The sequence below is a fragment of the Azospirillum sp. TSH100 genome, from assembly GCF_004923295.1.
GTDB lineage: Bacteria > Pseudomonadota > Alphaproteobacteria > Azospirillales > Azospirillaceae > Azospirillum.
In genome coordinates, this window is record NZ_CP039634.1 from 1286265 (window position 1) to 1301107 (window position 14843).

Annotated in this window: 19 protein-coding genes; 10 read left to right on the plus strand and 9 right to left on the minus strand. The window is 68.4% G+C overall.

What is annotated here, in order from left to right; genetic code table 11:
* Positions 1-13: 13 nt before the first annotated feature.
* From E6C72_RS06120 to E6C72_RS32695, 7 genes are all read right to left on the minus strand, one after another.
* Positions 14-793: an ABC transporter ATP-binding protein gene (locus E6C72_RS06120; protein ID WP_109442784.1), complete on the minus strand. Its 780-nt coding sequence runs from the start codon at positions 791-793 to the stop codon at positions 14-16.
* Between the two features lie 3 nt (positions 794-796).
* Positions 797-1657 (minus strand): ABC transporter ATP-binding protein, encoded by an 861-nt coding sequence (locus tag E6C72_RS06125; RefSeq protein ID WP_109442783.1) that lies wholly within the window; start codon positions 1655-1657, stop codon positions 797-799.
* Positions 1658-1660: 3 nt separating this feature from the next.
* Complete coding sequence (nikC, locus tag E6C72_RS06130; RefSeq protein WP_109442782.1) at positions 1661-2581, minus strand: nickel transporter permease; 921 nt, start codon at positions 2579-2581, stop codon at positions 1661-1663.
* The gene (locus E6C72_RS06135; RefSeq protein WP_109442781.1) at positions 2578-3588 is read right to left on the minus strand and encodes an ABC transporter permease; all 1011 of its coding nucleotides are present in this window, start codon (positions 3586-3588) and stop codon (positions 2578-2580) included. The genes nikC and E6C72_RS06135 overlap by 4 nt, the downstream gene beginning before the upstream one ends.
* A gap of 113 nt (positions 3589-3701) precedes the next feature.
* Positions 3702-4706 (minus strand): thioredoxin-disulfide reductase, encoded by a 1005-nt coding sequence (gene trxB / locus E6C72_RS06140; RefSeq protein ID WP_109442780.1) that lies wholly within the window; start codon positions 4704-4706, stop codon positions 3702-3704.
* A gap of 53 nt (positions 4707-4759) precedes the next feature.
* Positions 4760-5848 (minus strand): hypothetical protein, encoded by a 1089-nt coding sequence (locus E6C72_RS32690; protein ID WP_371298432.1) that lies wholly within the window; start codon positions 5846-5848, stop codon positions 4760-4762.
* Positions 5788-6687: a hypothetical protein gene (locus tag E6C72_RS32695; RefSeq protein WP_371298433.1), complete on the minus strand. Its 900-nt coding sequence runs from the start codon at positions 6685-6687 to the stop codon at positions 5788-5790. The genes E6C72_RS32690 and E6C72_RS32695 overlap by 61 nt, the downstream gene beginning before the upstream one ends.
* Before the next feature lie 206 nt (positions 6688-6893).
* Here E6C72_RS32695 and E6C72_RS06150 point away from each other — a divergent pair, with 206 nt between their 5' ends.
* The 10 genes from E6C72_RS06150 to sigJ all read left to right on the plus strand — a co-directional run bounded on the left by E6C72_RS06150 (position 6894) and on the right by sigJ (position 13670).
* Complete coding sequence (locus E6C72_RS06150) at positions 6894-7520, plus strand: PadR family transcriptional regulator (RefSeq protein WP_109442778.1); 627 nt, start codon at positions 6894-6896, stop codon at positions 7518-7520.
* Between the two features lie 19 nt (positions 7521-7539).
* Positions 7540-7848, plus strand: a complete 309-nt coding sequence (locus tag E6C72_RS06155) for a DUF2218 domain-containing protein (protein ID WP_109442777.1) — start codon at positions 7540-7542, stop codon at positions 7846-7848.
* A 188-nt stretch (positions 7849-8036) separates the two neighbouring features.
* The gene (locus E6C72_RS06160) at positions 8037-8492 is read left to right on the plus strand and encodes an Rrf2 family transcriptional regulator (RefSeq protein ID WP_042701959.1); all 456 of its coding nucleotides are present in this window, start codon (positions 8037-8039) and stop codon (positions 8490-8492) included.
* Between the two features lie 109 nt (positions 8493-8601).
* Positions 8602-9561, plus strand: coding sequence for a cysteine synthase A (cysK, locus tag E6C72_RS06165; RefSeq protein ID WP_109442776.1), 960 nt, complete (start codon positions 8602-8604; stop codon positions 9559-9561).
* A 167-nt stretch (positions 9562-9728) separates the two neighbouring features.
* On the plus strand, positions 9729-10526 hold the full coding sequence (locus E6C72_RS06170) for a hypothetical protein (RefSeq protein WP_109442775.1): 798 nt from the start codon (positions 9729-9731) through the stop codon (positions 10524-10526).
* A gap of 94 nt (positions 10527-10620) precedes the next feature.
* Positions 10621-11409, plus strand: a complete 789-nt coding sequence (locus tag E6C72_RS06175) for a molybdopterin-synthase adenylyltransferase MoeB (protein ID WP_169055131.1) — start codon at positions 10621-10623, stop codon at positions 11407-11409.
* Positions 11410-11490: 81 nt separating this feature from the next.
* Positions 11491-11943, plus strand: a complete 453-nt coding sequence (locus E6C72_RS06180; protein WP_109442839.1) for a DsrE family protein — start codon at positions 11491-11493, stop codon at positions 11941-11943.
* A gap of 31 nt (positions 11944-11974) precedes the next feature.
* Positions 11975-12232, plus strand: a complete 258-nt coding sequence (locus tag E6C72_RS06185) for a hypothetical protein (RefSeq protein WP_109442773.1) — start codon at positions 11975-11977, stop codon at positions 12230-12232.
* 23 nt (positions 12233-12255) lie between these two features.
* The gene (locus E6C72_RS06190; RefSeq protein ID WP_247875914.1) at positions 12256-12783 is read left to right on the plus strand and encodes a carboxymuconolactone decarboxylase family protein; all 528 of its coding nucleotides are present in this window, start codon (positions 12256-12258) and stop codon (positions 12781-12783) included.
* A complete protein-coding gene (sigJ, locus tag E6C72_RS06195; RefSeq protein ID WP_109442772.1) occupies positions 12780-13670 on the plus strand; it encodes an RNA polymerase sigma factor SigJ in 891 nt (296 codons plus the stop codon). Before E6C72_RS06190 ends, sigJ begins: the two co-directional genes overlap by 4 nt.
* Here sigJ and E6C72_RS06200 read toward each other — a convergent pair.
* On the minus strand, positions 13667-14041 hold the full coding sequence (locus E6C72_RS06200; protein WP_109442771.1) for a response regulator: 375 nt from the start codon (positions 14039-14041) through the stop codon (positions 13667-13669). The two genes, sigJ and E6C72_RS06200, sit on opposite strands and share 4 nt — an antisense overlap.
* A 76-nt stretch (positions 14042-14117) precedes the next feature.
* The gene (locus E6C72_RS06205; RefSeq protein WP_247875913.1) at positions 14118-14816 is read right to left on the minus strand and encodes an HAD family phosphatase; all 699 of its coding nucleotides are present in this window, start codon (positions 14814-14816) and stop codon (positions 14118-14120) included.
* Positions 14817-14843: the final 27 nt, after the last annotated feature.

Sequence of the window (14843 nt, forward strand, 5' to 3'; positions counted from 1 at the left end):
CTACGGCGCCCCCTCACGCATAATCCCGGAAGCTCTCCGCCGTGGCGCGGTCGTAGCCTTGGCTGGCGCGCAGAAGCTGCAACGTATAGGGCTCGCGCGCCGCACCCCGGCGCAGTTCCTCCACGCTCATCTCCTCCACCAGACGGCCACGGTTCATCACCGCCAGCCGGTCGCACAGATTGGCGACGACGGCGAGGTTGTGGGTGACCAGCACCAGGGTCAGGCCATGCTCCGCCCGCAACCGGCGCAGCAGGTTCAGGATCTCCGCCTGCACCGACACGTCGAGAGCCGAGGTCGGCTCGTCCAGCAGCAGGACGCGCGGCTCCAGCACCAGGGCGCGGGCGATGGCGACGCGCTGGCGCTGGCCGCCGGAGAGCTGGTGCGGGTAGCGGAACCGGAAGGCGGGGCCGAGCCCGACATCGCGCAGCACCCGGTCGATGCGCCCGTCGGCGTCGCCCAGGCCGTGGATGGCGATGGGTTCCGCCAGGATGCGGTCCACCGTGTGGCGCGGGTGCAGCGAGCCGTAGGGGTCCTGGAACACCATCTGGCAGTGCTTGTAGAAGCCCTTTTGCCTCTTCGGTCCCTGCTCCGTGCCGGCGACGGCGATGCGACCGGTCCAGTCGTCGTTCAGGCCGCTGACGGCGCGCAGGACCGTCGATTTGCCGGAGCCCGATTCGCCGACGAGGCCGAAGCTCTCTCCCTCGCGCACCGACAGGGTGACGCCGTCCACCGCGGTGACGGCGTCGCCGCCCTGGCCGAAGCGGACACGCAGGTCCTGGATGTCGATCATCATCCTTTACGCCTCCAACCAGGCCGGATCGCGGCTCAGCACCGGCAGGTCGCCGGGCGGCTCGTCGATCCGCGGCAGGCTGGCCAGCAGGCCGCGGGTGTAGGGGTGCTGCGCCGCGTGCAGGTCCGACGCGCGGCAGCTCTCCACCACCCGGCCGGCATACATGATCAGGATGCGGTCGCAGAAGGAGGCGACGAGGTTCAGGTCGTGGCTGACGAAGATCATGCCCATGCCGCGCTGGGAACAGAGGTCGTCGAGGATCGCCAGCACCTGCATCTGCACGGTGACGTCGAGCGCCGAGGTCGGCTCGTCGGCGATCAGCAGGTCGGGGTCGGGGATCAGCATCATCGCGATCATGATGCGCTGGCCCATGCCGCCCGACACCTCGTGCGGGTAGCGGTCATAGACCCGCTCCGGGTCGCGGATGCGCACGGCGGCCAGCATCTCCAGCGCGCGGCGCCTGGCCTCTGCCGCGCCGGCCTTGCTGTGGACGCGGTAGGCCTCGGCGATCTGGCGGCCGACGGTCATCACCGGGTTGAGCGAGTATTTGGGGTCCTGCATCACCATGGCGATGCGGCGGCCGCGGATGTCGCGCATGCGTTTGGGCGATGCCGCCAGCAGATCCTCGCCGTTGAAGGCCAGCCGGTCGGCGCTGACCCGGCCCGGCGAAGGGACGAGGCGCAGGATGGAGCGGCCGGTCATCGACTTGCCGGAGCCCGACTCGCCGACGATGCCCAGCTTTTCCCGCCCGAGCGTGAAGGCGACGCCGCGCACCGCCTCGGTCATGCCGGTGCGGGTCGGGAAGGCGACGCGCAGGTTGGAGACGTCCAGCAGGGGGGTGTCGTCCGCCGTCATTTTATCGGCCATGGCTCAGTCCCCCTTCGGGTCCAGCACGTCGCGCAGACCGTCGCCCAGCAGGTTGAAGCCCAGGCTGACGATGAAGATGGCAAGGCCGGGCATGGCGGCGACCCACCATTGCTCCAGCACATATTGCCGGCCGCTGGCGATCATCGCCCCCCATTCCGGCAGCGGCGGCTGGGCGCCGAGGCCGAGGAAGCCGAGACCGGCGGCGGTCAGGATCACGCCGGCCATGTCCAGCGTCGTCCGCACGATCAGCGAGGCGACGCACAGCGGCATGATGTGGCCGAGGATGATGCGCAGGCTGGACGCTCCTTGCAGCCGGGCGGCGCTGATGAAGTCGGCGCGGCGGACGGTCAGCGTCTCCGCCCGCGCGATGCGGGCATAGGGCGGCCAGGAGGTGATGGCGATGGCGATCACCGCATTCTCGATGCCGGGGCCGAGTGCGGCGACGAAGGCGAGCGCCAGGATCAGCTTGGGGAAGGCGAGTGCGATGTCGGTGATGCGCATCAGCACCGTGTCGACCCAGCCGCCGAAATAGCCGGCGGCCGTGCCGATCACCAAACCGGCCAGCGGCGCCGTCGCCGCCACCAGCCCGACGATCATCAGTGTCAGCCGCGCGCCATGGATCAGGCGGGACAGGATGTCGCGGCCGAAGGAGTCGGTGCCCAGCCAGTGGCCGGGACCGGGCGGCAGCAGCCGGGCGCTCAGATCCTGGGCATAGGGATGGTGGGGCGCCAGCAGCGGGGCGAGTGCGGCGACGACGATCAGGGCCAGCACGATCAGCAGCCCGGCGACGGCCAGCCGGTTGCGGCGGAAGGCGGTCCAGCCGGCCCAGGCGCGGCCCAGCCGGGCCTGGGCGCGGGACTGCGGAGTGTCGGTGGTCAGCCAGTCCCGCCAGCCGGCGGATGGGGGGGCAGTGCGCGCGGTCATCGGGCCCGGGGATCCAGAAGGCGGTAGAGCAGGTCGGACAGCAGGTTCAGCGCGATGAAGACCGCGCCGACCACCAGCGTCCCGCCCAGCACCGCGTTCATGTCGGCGCTGAGCAGCGAATTGGTGATGTAGAGGCCGAGACCGGGCCAGGCGAACACCGTCTCGGTCAGCACCGACCCCTCCAGCAGGCTGGCATAGGACAGGGCGATGACGGTGATCAGTGGCACCGTGATGTTGCGCAGGGCATGGCCCCAAACGACGCGGGTCTCCGACAGGCCCTTGACCCGGGCGGTGGTGATGTATTCCTGGCGCAGCTGGTCCAGCATGAAGCCGCGCGTCATCCGCGCGATGTAGGCGACGCAATAGAGACCGAGGATCGCCGAGGGCAGCACCAGATGATGCAGCGCGTTCCAGAATATGTCGGTTTCGCCGGCCAGCAGGGCGTCCACCGTGACGAGGCCGGTCACCGGATCGACCATCCCCTCATAGAAGACGTCGACGCGCCCCGGTCCCGGCGCCCAGTCCAGCCGGGCGTAGAACAGCAGCAGCGCCATCAGCCCGAGCCAGAAGATCGGCACCGAATGGCCGAACAGACCGAGCAGGCGGATGGTGTGGTCTGGCCAGCGCCCGCGGTTGGTGGCGGCGAACACCCCGGCGGGGATGCCCAGCACAGCACCGACGATGGCGGCGACCGTCGCCAGTTCCAGCGTCGCCGGGAAGACGCGCAGCACATCCTCCAGCACCGGGCGGGAGGTCAGTACCGAGGTGCCGAGGTCGCCTTGCAGCACGTCGCCGACATAGCGCAGGAACTGCTGCCACAGCGGCTGGTCGAGGCCGAGCTGGGTGCGCATATGCGCATAGCTTTCGGCGCTGGCCCGGTCGCCGAGCGCCGACAGCACCGGATCGATCGGCACGACGCGGCCGATCAGGAACGTGACCAGCAGCAGGCCCAGCAGGGTGGCGGCCACCGTGACCAGCAGGGTCAGGCCGCGTTTCAGCGTAGGCAAGAGGACTCCCTCGCGATTGGATACGCAAGGGAGCCAGACTCGGCGCTTTGTGCAAGCGCCGTCAAGCACATATGGCTATATGCAGAGGCGATTGCCGCGGGTGCCCCCTCGGCTCACCAAGTCCCCGCCGGGCTGGGATCGCCATGGGCGCCGGCGGCCGGCTCGTGGTGGGCGAGCCAGCGTTCGGCCTCCAGGGCGGCCATGCAGCCCATGCCGGCGGCGGTGACCGCCTGGCGGTACACCTTGTCCTTCACGTCGCCGGCGGCGAAGACGCCGGGGATGTTGGTGGCGGTCGAATCGGGCACCGTGACGATGTAGCCCGATTCGTCCATCTCCACCTTGCCCTGGAAGATGCCGGTCGCCGGCACATGGCCGATGGCGACGAAGACGCCCGCCACCGGGATCACGCGCTCGTCGCCCGACTTGACGTTCTTGACGCGGACGCCGGTGACGGCGCGCGGGTTGCCCGTGGTTCCGTCGCCCTCGCCGACGATCTCCTCGACCGTGCTGTCCCACACCACCTCGATCTTCGGGTGGCGGAACAGGCGGTCCTGCATGATGCGTTCGGCGCGGAAGCTGTCGCGGCGGTGGATGACCGTGACCTTGGACGCGTGGTTGGTCAGGTACAGTGCCTCCTCGACCGCGGAGTTGCCGCCGCCGACGACCGCCACCTCCTTGCCACGGAAGAAGAAGCCGTCGCAGGTGGCGCAGGCCGACACGCCGAAGCCGCGATAGATTTCCTCGGTCGAGATGCCGAGCCAGCGCGCCTGGGCGCCCGTGGCGATGATGACGCTGTCGGCGGTGTAGGTGTCACCGCTGTCGCCCTTGCAGACGAAGGGGCGCTTGGTGAAGTCGACGTCGGTGATCAGGTCGAACACCATCTTCGTGCCGACATGCTCCGCCTGCTTCTGCATCTGCTCCATCAGCCAGGGGCCCTGGATCGGATCGGCGAAGCCGGGGAAATTCTCCACATCGGTGGTGATCATCAGCTGGCCGCCCGGCTGCATGCCCTGGACCATCAACGGCTCCAGATTGGCGCGCGCGGCATAGATGGCGGCGGTGTAGCCGGCCGGGCCGGCGCCGATGATGAGGACCTTGGTGTGGTGCGTGGTGGCCATGGGTCTGATCCCGCAGTGTATCGGCGAAGGACGGTGTGCGTGTTGGAACGGTTCTAGAAACCGAACATATGGTCGAGGCTGAAGGCGCTGTCACCGGCCGCAAGGCAGCCATGGTAGCCGAACAGGCGGCAGCTGGTGTCACGGATCAGCACATAGGCGTGGTCGCCCGCCGCCAGACGTTCCGCTTCCGTAAACATCTCGTGATAGCGCCAGAAGCGTGAGCCGCCGCAGGGGATCGCCAGCCGCTTGCGCGCCACTTCGACGCCGTCGCGCCGCACCAGCACGAGGCTGGTGTCGGAGGTGGCATGCCACTGGGTCGAGGCAGGGTAGACGAGGTGGCAGAGCGTGTCCCACGGGTCGGTGCCCAGCCGCAGGAACAGGCGGGTCGACAGGCCGGGCGGGCGGCCATGGTAGCTCTGCGGTTCGTCGCGGTAGACCATCGCCATGTTGAACATGTGGCTGCCGAAGCTGGTCTCCGCCACGTGGCCGGTCGTTATGTCTTCGTAACGGACCAGCGCGTGCAGCCAGCCATCGGCAATCGTTCCGGATTCGAAATCATAGACCAGCTCGACATGGCCCCAGCCGTCCGCAACGCTCTTGTCGGCAACCAGCCCGGTGACGTCCAGCGCCACGCTGTCGGAGCGCTTGAGGTTGCCGAAGCGGTGCTCGGCCACGGCGGCGCCGTTGCGGTCGTAGACCACCGCCTTCACCGGAAGCTCGGTCTGCGCCGTGCTCATCGGCGTCGGCAGCAGGGTGGTGCGCCAGCGGCCCATCGGCAGCAGCGGCGCCGGCAGGATGTGGCCCTTGCCCACCACGCCCTTGTCCACCGCCCCGCCGGTCAGCAGCGGCAGCCTGGGGTCCGGCTTCAGGTCGGTGCGCTCGACATTGGCGTGGGCCATGCGGCGGCGGCCGTCGGCGGCGAGGATCTCGTAGCGCGGGCGGACGAAATGCTTGCCGGCCTGCACCTCGAACTGCTGGGGCCAACGCGCCTCGGGGAACAGGCTGGCGACGTCCAGCTCGATGGTGGCGAAGGCCGGGACCACCTGGTCGAGCGTGCGGATGTCCGGCGACCCCATCAGGTTCAGGCCGACGGCGCCGGCCGGGATCGGGGTCGGGTGACTGTTCTGGATCCACAACGACACGCGCTCGCCCTCGCGCGGGCGGGGAGGCCGGCATAGAGGTCGGCCGGCCAGGCGTTGGCGTCATGGGTGCAGGACAGCACGGTGTCGTCGTCGCCATAGGTGTCGAGCGCGTATTTCACCACGTCATGCCCGGCGGCGCCGATGACGTGCAGGAACAGCGACCCGCAGAAGGGCGACAGGTTGAAGCGCTCGCGCACCAGCCGGCTGTCGATCACCACGGTGCCGTCGGTCGGCGGCATCGGCTCCGTCCAGTCGGCGATCGGGCGGCCCTCGCCATCGAACAGGCAGGCCCACAGCCGGGTGCCCTTGGCGCCGTAGCGCGGCCAGTAGTTGGCCGACACCACGCGGGTGTGGTGGCCGTCGCCGTCGCGGAACCAGGCGAAGTTGGTCGCCCAGTTGAACTTCGACAGGTAATGGCCCGGATCGTTCAGCATGTCTTCCGGCACGCGCATGGCGTCCAGCGAGACGACACCGGCCTGCTTCGGGATCAGATGGGCGATGTGGCCTTCCAGCCGCTGCGAATCGAAGGCGACCACGAAGACGGTGCGGGCGCCGCTGGACGGCAGCTCGGTGACCGGACGGGCGGCATGGCCGAACACCTCCCGGCCGACCTGTTCCACGTCCTGGACATAGATGCCGCAGATGTCGATCGACGACAGGTCGTAGAACTCCGCCAGCCCGGACAGCAGGCCCAGCGGGTCATAGACCGCCACCGGGCCGAAGGAGGCCAGCCGCGCGATCAGGATCGCCGCCTTGGGGGCCGCCAGCGGGTGGCCCACCGCCTTGAAGAAGCTGGAGCCGCCGGTGACGTTTGAAAAGGTCTCGATCCGAAGGGACATCAGGGCACACACGCGCGAAAGCAAAGCCGGGGCGTCGGTTATAGCCCCTTCGGCCGGACAGGCGACAGTGATTTGCGGACGGACATGATTTGTCCGTGGCGCCGATGCCCGACGCGCGTCCGGTCGCCCGCTTCCCCCTTGTCAGAGAGCGTATTTCGATATATCTAAGTTTTCGTTATATCGAAACTGCATCAAGAGAGGGTTTCATGCTTCGGCATCTGTTTCACAAACACGGGCGCCGCTTCTCGCGTCCGGACTTCGAGGATGAAGCGCCGGAAGGGCGTGGCCGTCACGGCCGCCACGGTCATCGCGGCGGCTGGGAGGGCTGGGGCGGCCATGGTTGGGGTGGTCACGGTCGGGGTGGCCGCGGTGAGCGGCGGGTCTTCGACCATGGCGACCTGCGCCTCGTCCTGCTGTGGCTGATCGCGGAGAAGCCGCGGTCGGGCTATGACCTGATCAAGACGATCGAGGAGATGGTCGGCGGCGCCTACAGCCCCAGCCCCGGCGTCGTCTATCCGACCCTGACCCTGCTGGAAGAGCAGGGGCACATCCGCGTCGGCGCCACCGAGGGCAACAAGAAGCTCTACGAGATCACGCCGGAGGGTTCGGAGGCGCTGAAAGCGGCGGAACCGGCGGTTGCCGCGGTGCGCGAGCGCATCGCCCATGCGCGGGCCCGGCAGCAGCGCGAGTCGTCGCCGCAGATCCACCGCGCCATCGAGAACTTCAAGCTGGCCCTGCGGCTGCGGTTGTCGCGTGGCGACCTGACGACGGAACAGACCCAGGCAATCGCCGAGATCATCGATGACGCCGCCCGCCGCATCGAACGCATCTGAGCGGACAGGAGACGAAGACATGGCCGCAACGACCGCACGCATCGCCACCCCGAACGGACGCCGCTACATGACCCAGCTGTGCAAGCACTGGGCGCACAAGTTCGAGGTCGTCCATGACGAGACCCAGGGCCTCGTCCCCTTCGCCGCCGACCGCCGCTGCCGCATGGCGGCCGACGACGGCGGGCTGACCCTGACCCTGGAGATGGACGGCGACGGACCGATGGAGCGCCTGCAGGAGGTGGTGATCGAGCATCTGAAGCGCTTCGCTTTCCGCGAGGAAAATCTGGTCCGGGATCTGGGGGAGGTGGCCTGGACCCCAGCTGGGTGATGGGGTGGGGTGACCGCAACCCGAACGGAAGAGGTGGCGCATTTTCCCGAGTCTGTCTGCGACAAATCCTGTTGAGAATTACCGCATCCGCGGTGTAAAACGGTTCTTAACCAACAGGCGGAAGTGGGGGAGAGGATGGTGGTTCCACCGTCGGCCACCCACGGTCAGAATACCGGGAGTCGTTCGTGATGCTCCGCATCTCCAAAAAGCTGATGTTCGCCATCGAGGCGGTCCTCGACATCGCCTACAACGCGGGCACCGAGCCGGTGCAGTCGGGCGAGATCACCCGCCGCCAAGGCATCCCGAAGCGCTATCTGGAACAGGTGCTGCAACAGCTGGTGCGCGAAGGCGTGCTGGCCGGGGTGCGCGGACCTCGCGGCGGCTACCGGCTGGCGCGCGAGCGGCGGCGGATCACGCTGGGCGAGATCGTGAAGGTGGTCCGCGCCATGGAGACCGCCACCGACCCGATCGAGGAGCCGGCCGGTTCCGTGCTGGGCCATCAGGTGGTGCGCCCGCTGTGGGGCGAGCTGCAGGAAGAGTGCATGGCCAAGCTCGACACCATCACCATCGAGGATCTGTGCATGCGCGCGCGCCGTGCCGGGGTGGAGAGCGAGACCGAGGACCGCATCGACTTCACCATCTGACGGAAGAGGCTTGGCGGCACCACTTCCCGTTTGACAGGCACCCTGTGCTGGATAATGCTCCGCCTGGGGTGTTGAAATCACATATAACACAAATTTCAGAGGTGGAATCATGGCTGCACCGGAGTTCCGCGGCAAGATCTACGACAGCATCCTCGACACGATCGGCGCCACGCCGCTGGTGCGGCTCGACCGTCTGGCCGCAGAGGCGGGGGTGAAGGCCCAGATCATCGGCAAGCTGGAGTTCTTCAACCCGCTGGCCAGCGTCAAGGACCGCATCGGCCGCGCCATGATCGAGGCCGCCGAGGCCGCCGGCACCATCGCCCCCGGCCGCACGACGCTGGTCGAGCCCACCTCCGGCAACACCGGCATCGCGCTGGCCTTCGTCGCCGCCGCCAAGGGCTACAAGCTGATCCTGACCATGCCGGAAAGCATGTCGGTGGAACGGCGCAAGATGCTGAAGCTGCTGGGCGCCGAGCTGGTGCTGACACCGGCGGCGGAAGGCATGAAGGGCGCCATCCGCAAGGCGGAGGAGATCCTGGCCGCCGACCCGAACGCCTATCTGCTCCAGCAGTTCAAGAACACCGCCAACCCGGCCGTCCATCGCGCCACCACGGCGGAGGAAATCTGGAAGGACACCGACGGTCAGGTCGATTTCCTGATCTCCGGCGTGGGCACCGGCGGCACGCTGACCGGCACCGCCGAAGTCCTCAAGGGGCGCAAGCCCTCCTTCAAGGCGGTGGCGGTCGAGCCGGAGGACAGCCCCGTCCTGTCCGGCGGCATGCCCGGCCCGCACAAGATCCAGGGCATCGGCGCGGGCTTCGTCCCTGACATCCTGAAGAAGGAGCTGATCGACGAGGTGGTGCGCATCTCCAACCAGCGCGCCTTCGAGACCGCCCGCGCCGTCGCCCGTCTGGAAGGCGTGCCGGTCGGCATCTCGTCGGGCGCGGCGCTGGCCGCCGCGCTGGAGGTTGGCGCCCGTCCGGAGAATGCCGGCAAGCAGATCGTCGTGATCCTGCCGTCCTTCGCCGAACGCTACCTCTCGACCGCCCTGTTCGAAGGTCTGGAGTAAGCGGGGATCAACGCCGATAGGGGCGGTTGGGGGCGATCCTTGCGCCCCCACCCGCAGCCTATCGGCGAAATTCCGGGCCGAAATTTGACGAAAATCGCCGTTTCGGCTAATCTTTCCGTCGATCGCGCCGCAGTTTCCGTCCGCGCCGCCGCCGGGGAGTGACCGATATGTCGGATGTTGCCGCCGCCACCTATGTCCCGAACCTGTCGAGCAGCGCCTTCTCCCAGTTCAAGGGGAAGACGACGGGCATCGGTGCCGATGGCGCCAACGCCGATACCCAGACCTTCACGGTCAGCAAGTCCGGCGAATTCAATTTCAAGATCAACAACAGCTACACCAACGTCGAAATCCGCAACGACCGCAACGAGGTGGTTACCACCCTGCGGTCGAACGAATCGACGGCGGACGCCAGTGCGCGGCTGGGCCCCGGCACCTATACGGCGACCTTTTCCCAGGCCAACCGCGCGGCGGGCGTGCGCGACTATTCGATGGACGTCACCGAGCGCCAGAATATCCTGGTGACCGGTGCCGGCGCGTCGCTGAAGGGCACCGCCCAGCCGCCGGGAAACGGCGACACCGGCATTCAGAAACACACCTTCAACGTCGTTCAGGGCGGCACCTTCACCGCCAACCTGTCGCTGCCCAACACGCGCTGGGCGTTGATGGACAAGGACGGCAAGGTGGTCGCGGCCAGCGACTCGGGCAAACCGGACACCCAGGAGACCTTCCTGCAGAAGCCGACCTACAAGCTGGATCCCGGCCAATACACGATGGTGGTGGTGCCGCCGTCGGATCTGAAAACGCCCACCGATTTCCAGCTGAGCCTTGTGCCGCGCAACCCGACCTTGACGGAAAGCGGCACCAATCAGGAAAGTGCCATCCAGAAAACGCTGCGCGAACGGCAGGCCCGCCTGCAACAGTGGGCCTCGGAAGCGAAGCCGACCACCACATCGACCAAGGTCTGAGCCGGTTCCGCACTGCCGGCGGCGCAGCCGGCTTGCGGAAAACGCAGCGTCGAATGTTGTCGCAACGGCCGATCCTTGCGCTATGCTGCCGGCCATGGACTTCACGGATACCCAGCTTCACCGCTATTCCCGCCACATCGTGCTGCCGGAAGTCGGCGGCATCGGCCAGGAAAAGCTGCTGCAATCCAAGGTGCTGGTCGTCGGCGCCGGCGGCCTCGGCGCGCCCCTGCTGCTCTATCTGGCGGCGGCCGGTGTCGGCACCATCGGCATCGTCGACGACGACACCGTCGATCTGTCGAACCTGCAACGGCAGGTCATCCACGACGAATCGACACTCGGCCATCCGAAGGTGGACAGTGCCGCCGCCCGCATCCACGCGCTGAATCCCGATGTCCGGGTCCAGACGCACCGGACGCGGATCAACCGCGACAACGCGATGGAGCTGATCGCCGGCTATGATCTCGTCGCCGACGGGTCGGACAATTTCGCCACGCGCTTCCTGCTGAACGACGCCTGCTTCCTGGCCGGCAAGACACTGGTGTCTGCGGCGATCCTGCGCTTCGACGGGCAGCTGAGCACCTTCAAGGCGCATCTGGGGGCGCCGCACCCCTGCTATCGCTGCCTGTTCTCCGAACCGCCGCCACGCGGCACCGTGCCGTCCTGTTCGGAAGGCGGGGTTCTGGGGGCGCTGGCCGGATTCGTCGGCTCGCTGCAGGCGACGGAGGTGCTGAAGGAACTGCTGGGGCTGGGCGAGAGCCTGTCGGGCAGCCTGCTGATGATGGACACGCTCTATGCGTCCTATCAGCGCATCGCCATCAAGCGGGATCCCGACTGCGCGCTTTGCGGCGATCATCGGACGATCCACGACCTGTCCGCCCACTGACGGGCGCTGCGGCACTGACGGGAGGCGGCCATCATGTCCACTGCCCTGCCTGAGACCATGCCTGAAAAGATGCCTGTGATGATGCCTGCGACCGGAGCCGGCGGCACGACGGCCCTGTCGATCGTGCTGTTCGCCGGCGGTTTCGACCGCGTCCATTACGCGCTGGTGATGGCCAGCGCCGCGGCGGCGACCAACCGCAGGGTCACGTTGTTCTTCACCGGCCGCGCGCTGCGCGCCCTGGTGCACGAGACGGAGCCGGGCGTGCTCGGCTGGCACGATCTGGATCCGGCCGACGACGGCAGCACGCCGGTGGCGCGCGACCGCTATTTCGCCACCCACGGCCTTGCCACCTTCGAGGAGCTGTTGGAGGCCTGCGTCGCCATGGGCGTCACGGTGATGGCCTGCGAGATGGGGCTGCGGGCGCTGGGGCTGCCGCCGGGCGTCTCGCTGCGGCCCGACGTGCCGGTCGCCACCGGCGGCGTCGTCACCTTCCTGAATGAGGCGCCCGGCGGCGGCGCCATGCTGTTCGTCTGATATCTGTTCGTCTGACACTGCTGGAACGGGCATGAGTGACAATCGCGAGATCCTCGACCTTGCCAACCGGTTCGAGTCGATCGCCACGGATGGGTTCGAGGGGCGCCCCTACCGGCCGGCGCTGGCCGGGCTTGCCACCCGCGTGCGGGAACGGCCGGGGATGGCGCCGCGCGTCGCCCATGCCCTCGGCATCATGATCCAGCTGATCGGCGAGAGCGATCCGGAGGGGCGGTTCGCCGTCAAGATCGCCATCCTGCGCGAGGCGGTCGGGCTGCTCGGCGACGCCTGACGGCCGGGGTTTGGAGCGGGTGCATGGCAGCCATGCGTCACGCCGGACTGCGCTGTCCCGTCATGGGGGCGATGACACTCCAGACGAGGATGACCACCATGGCTTTCCGTTTCACCGTCGCCGCCGACGCTCCGTCCCTCTACGCGCCGATGCTCGCCCTCACCAAGGCGATTCGCGGCAGCGGTCTGCCGACCGGGCTGATCCACCTGATCGACCTGCGCGTGTCGCAGATCAACGGCTGCGCCTATTGCATCGACCTGCATACCAAGGAAGCCCGCCACGACGGCCAGTCGGACCAGCGTATCGCCGCCGTGGCGGAGTGGCAGCGGTCGGACCTGTTCCTGCCGGACGAGCGCGCCGCCTTCGCCTGGGCCGAGGCGCTGACCCGCAACCGGCATCATGATATTGATGCCGCCCATCAGGAGTTGCAGCGCCATTTCAGTGCCGAGCAGATCGCCCATCTGACGGTGGTGGTGGCGCAGATCAACGCCTGGAACCGCGTCGGCATCGCCCAGCATGTCGAGGGCACCGCCGTCGGGATGGCGGCGTGACGGCGCTGGCCGGCCCCGGCACCGCGCTCGCCGCCTTCGCCGGCGAGCGGGCGCGGCTGCGCGCTTTGGCCTATCGTCTGCTCGGCTCGGTGGCGGAGGCGGAGGACACGGTGCAGGACGCCTGGCTGCGCTGGTCGGCGGTGGCGTCCGGCAGCGTCGGGTCGGCCCCCGCCTACCTAACCACCCTGGTGACCCGGCTGGCGCTCGACCGGCTGCGCTCCGCCCGGGCGACCCGGGAACGCTATTACGGGCTGTGGCTTCCCGAACCGGAGGTCGCGGATTGGGACCCGGAGCCTGAGGATGAGGCTGAGCCCGAGTCGGTGTCGCTGGCGATGCTTCTGCTGCTGGAACGGCTCGCGCCGGACCAGCGGGCGGTCTTCGTCCTGCGCGAGGCGATGGACCTGGACTATGCGGAGATCGCCGGGATGCTCGGCAAGTCGGTCGATGCCTGCCGCCAGATCATGCGGCGGGCCCGCGCCAGGCTGGCCGAGCCGGCCGCCTGGGGGCAACCCGCCAATTCCGTGGATGCCGGAAGGCGTCTCGCCAATGCCTTCGCCGAGGCCAGCGTGCGGCGCGATTATGCCGCCATCGTCGTCCTGCTGTCCGACGATGCCCAGTGGCTGAGCGATGGCGGCGGGATGGTGCGGACGGCGGTCAACCCGCTGTTCGGCGCCGACCGCATCGCCCGTTTCCTGGTGGGCGTCCAGCGCAAGCGTGGTGTCAGCTTCGCTTTCACCCCGGTGCGGGTGAATGGCGGGCCGGGGCTGCTCGCCGAACTGGGCGGGTCTTTCCGCAGCGTTCTGGCCTTCGACATCGTGGATGGAAGGATCGTCCGGGTGTACCAGATCGCCAACCCGCAGAAGCTGGAGCGCGTTGCCGTCGTTTAAACGGTCGCCTCGTCCAGCCAGCGGTCCAGCGCCGTCAGGTCGACCGGGCGGGGCAGGATGGGGAAGGGCAGGTTCGGCATGCGCGGGCCGGTCATCAGGATGCGCGTCTGCGGATAGAGCATCGCCGCCAGCGCCGCGGCCCGGTCGCCGTCGTCGCCCTCATGGTCCAGCGGCAGCAACGCCACCACCGGCGCCTCCGCACCGATGATGGTCAGCGCCTCCAGCGCGTCATCGGTCTGCGAAACCTGAAAACCGCGACCGGACAGATGTCCGGCCAGCGCCTCGCGCTGGATGCGGTCGGCATCGGCAACCACCGCCCGGCGCCCGCCATAGCCCGGCATCCGGATGTCGGCATCGATGCTGAAAGCCACGTTCCCCCTCCGTCCATCATGTTTTTGTTATGGACGGTTCGAGTATGCGGGCGGGCGGGCGGGTTGTAAACGGCTGCTACCTGCGGTTCGACCTTCGTCGAATACGGACCACTTCGCCCTTGTGCATCAGGGCCAGCATCGGCAGGTCGCTGGGATGGTTGCCGTAGCCCCAGGTGGCGGCGACCGGACCATGGCCGGCGATCCAGCCGGTCACCCGTTCCGCCTTGTCCAGCCGCACGCAGTTGGCGGTGCTGAGCCGGCCGGTCAGCCTGCCGTCCACCACCTCCATGCCGGTCGCCAGCAGGTCGTCGACCTCCAGCCCGCGCAGCAATGCCGGCATGTAGAGGTCGAGCGCGCCGGTCGCGACCACCACGCGGCGGCCCTGGCGGCGGTGGTCCTTCAGCACCTCCAGCATCGGCTGGTGCCAGCGCACGCGCGGCACCATGCGTTCCGCCGCGGCAAGCGCGTCGGCCACCGGCAGCCCGCGCAGCGTGCGCTTCAGGTAGATCGCCTTGACCGATCCCGGAAAGTCGCAGCCCGGCCCGCGGCCGCGGACATGGCGGTGCAGGGCCGAGCGGATGGCGTCGGCCAGCGCCAGGGCGGCGCGGCGCCGGCCGATCACCTCGCCGACGAACATCGGCAGGCTGTCGCCATGGATCAGCGTTCCGTCGAAGTCGAAGAAGGCGACTCCGGCCGGACCCGAGATCGGCTGTCCGGAGATCGGCTGTCCGGGGATCGGCGAATCGACCGGGGCCACCGGCAGCGGCGAAGGCACGTTCAAGCCGGTCCCGGGCTCCAGGCC

Bases quoted from the DNA above. Each gene is read 5' to 3' on its own strand.
- E6C72_RS06175 (WP_169055131.1), top strand. From the start codon at position 10,621: ATGGACTTCACGGATACCCAGCTTCACCGCTATTCCCGCCACATCGTG.
- E6C72_RS06190 (WP_247875914.1), top strand. From the start codon at position 12,256: ATGGCAGCCATGCGTCACGCCGGACTGCGCTGTCCCGTCATGGGGGCG.
- trxB (WP_109442780.1), bottom strand. From the start codon at position 4,706: ATGGCCACCACGCACCACACCAAGGTCCTCATCATCGGCGCCGGCCCG.
- cysK (WP_109442776.1), top strand. From the start codon at position 8,602: ATGGCTGCACCGGAGTTCCGCGGCAAGATCTACGACAGCATCCTCGAC.
- E6C72_RS06155 (WP_109442777.1), top strand. From the start codon at position 7,540: ATGGCCGCAACGACCGCACGCATCGCCACCCCGAACGGACGCCGCTAC.
- E6C72_RS06180 (WP_109442839.1), top strand. From the start codon at position 11,491: ATGCCTGCGACCGGAGCCGGCGGCACGACGGCCCTGTCGATCGTGCTG.
- E6C72_RS32695 (WP_371298433.1), bottom strand. From the start codon at position 6,687: ATGTCCCTTCGGATCGAGACCTTTTCAAACGTCACCGGCGGCTCCAGC.
- nikC (WP_109442782.1), bottom strand. From the start codon at position 2,581: ATGACCGCGCGCACTGCCCCCCCATCCGCCGGCTGGCGGGACTGGCTG.
- E6C72_RS06120 (WP_109442784.1), bottom strand. From the start codon at position 793: ATGATGATCGACATCCAGGACCTGCGTGTCCGCTTCGGCCAGGGCGGC.
- E6C72_RS06125 (WP_109442783.1), bottom strand. From the start codon at position 1,657: ATGGCCGATAAAATGACGGCGGACGACACCCCCCTGCTGGACGTCTCC.
- E6C72_RS06150 (WP_109442778.1), top strand. From the start codon at position 6,894: ATGCTTCGGCATCTGTTTCACAAACACGGGCGCCGCTTCTCGCGTCCG.
- E6C72_RS06185 (WP_109442773.1), top strand. From the start codon at position 11,975: ATGAGTGACAATCGCGAGATCCTCGACCTTGCCAACCGGTTCGAGTCG.
- E6C72_RS06160 (WP_042701959.1), top strand. From the start codon at position 8,037: ATGCTCCGCATCTCCAAAAAGCTGATGTTCGCCATCGAGGCGGTCCTC.
- E6C72_RS06170 (WP_109442775.1), top strand. From the start codon at position 9,729: ATGTCGGATGTTGCCGCCGCCACCTATGTCCCGAACCTGTCGAGCAGC.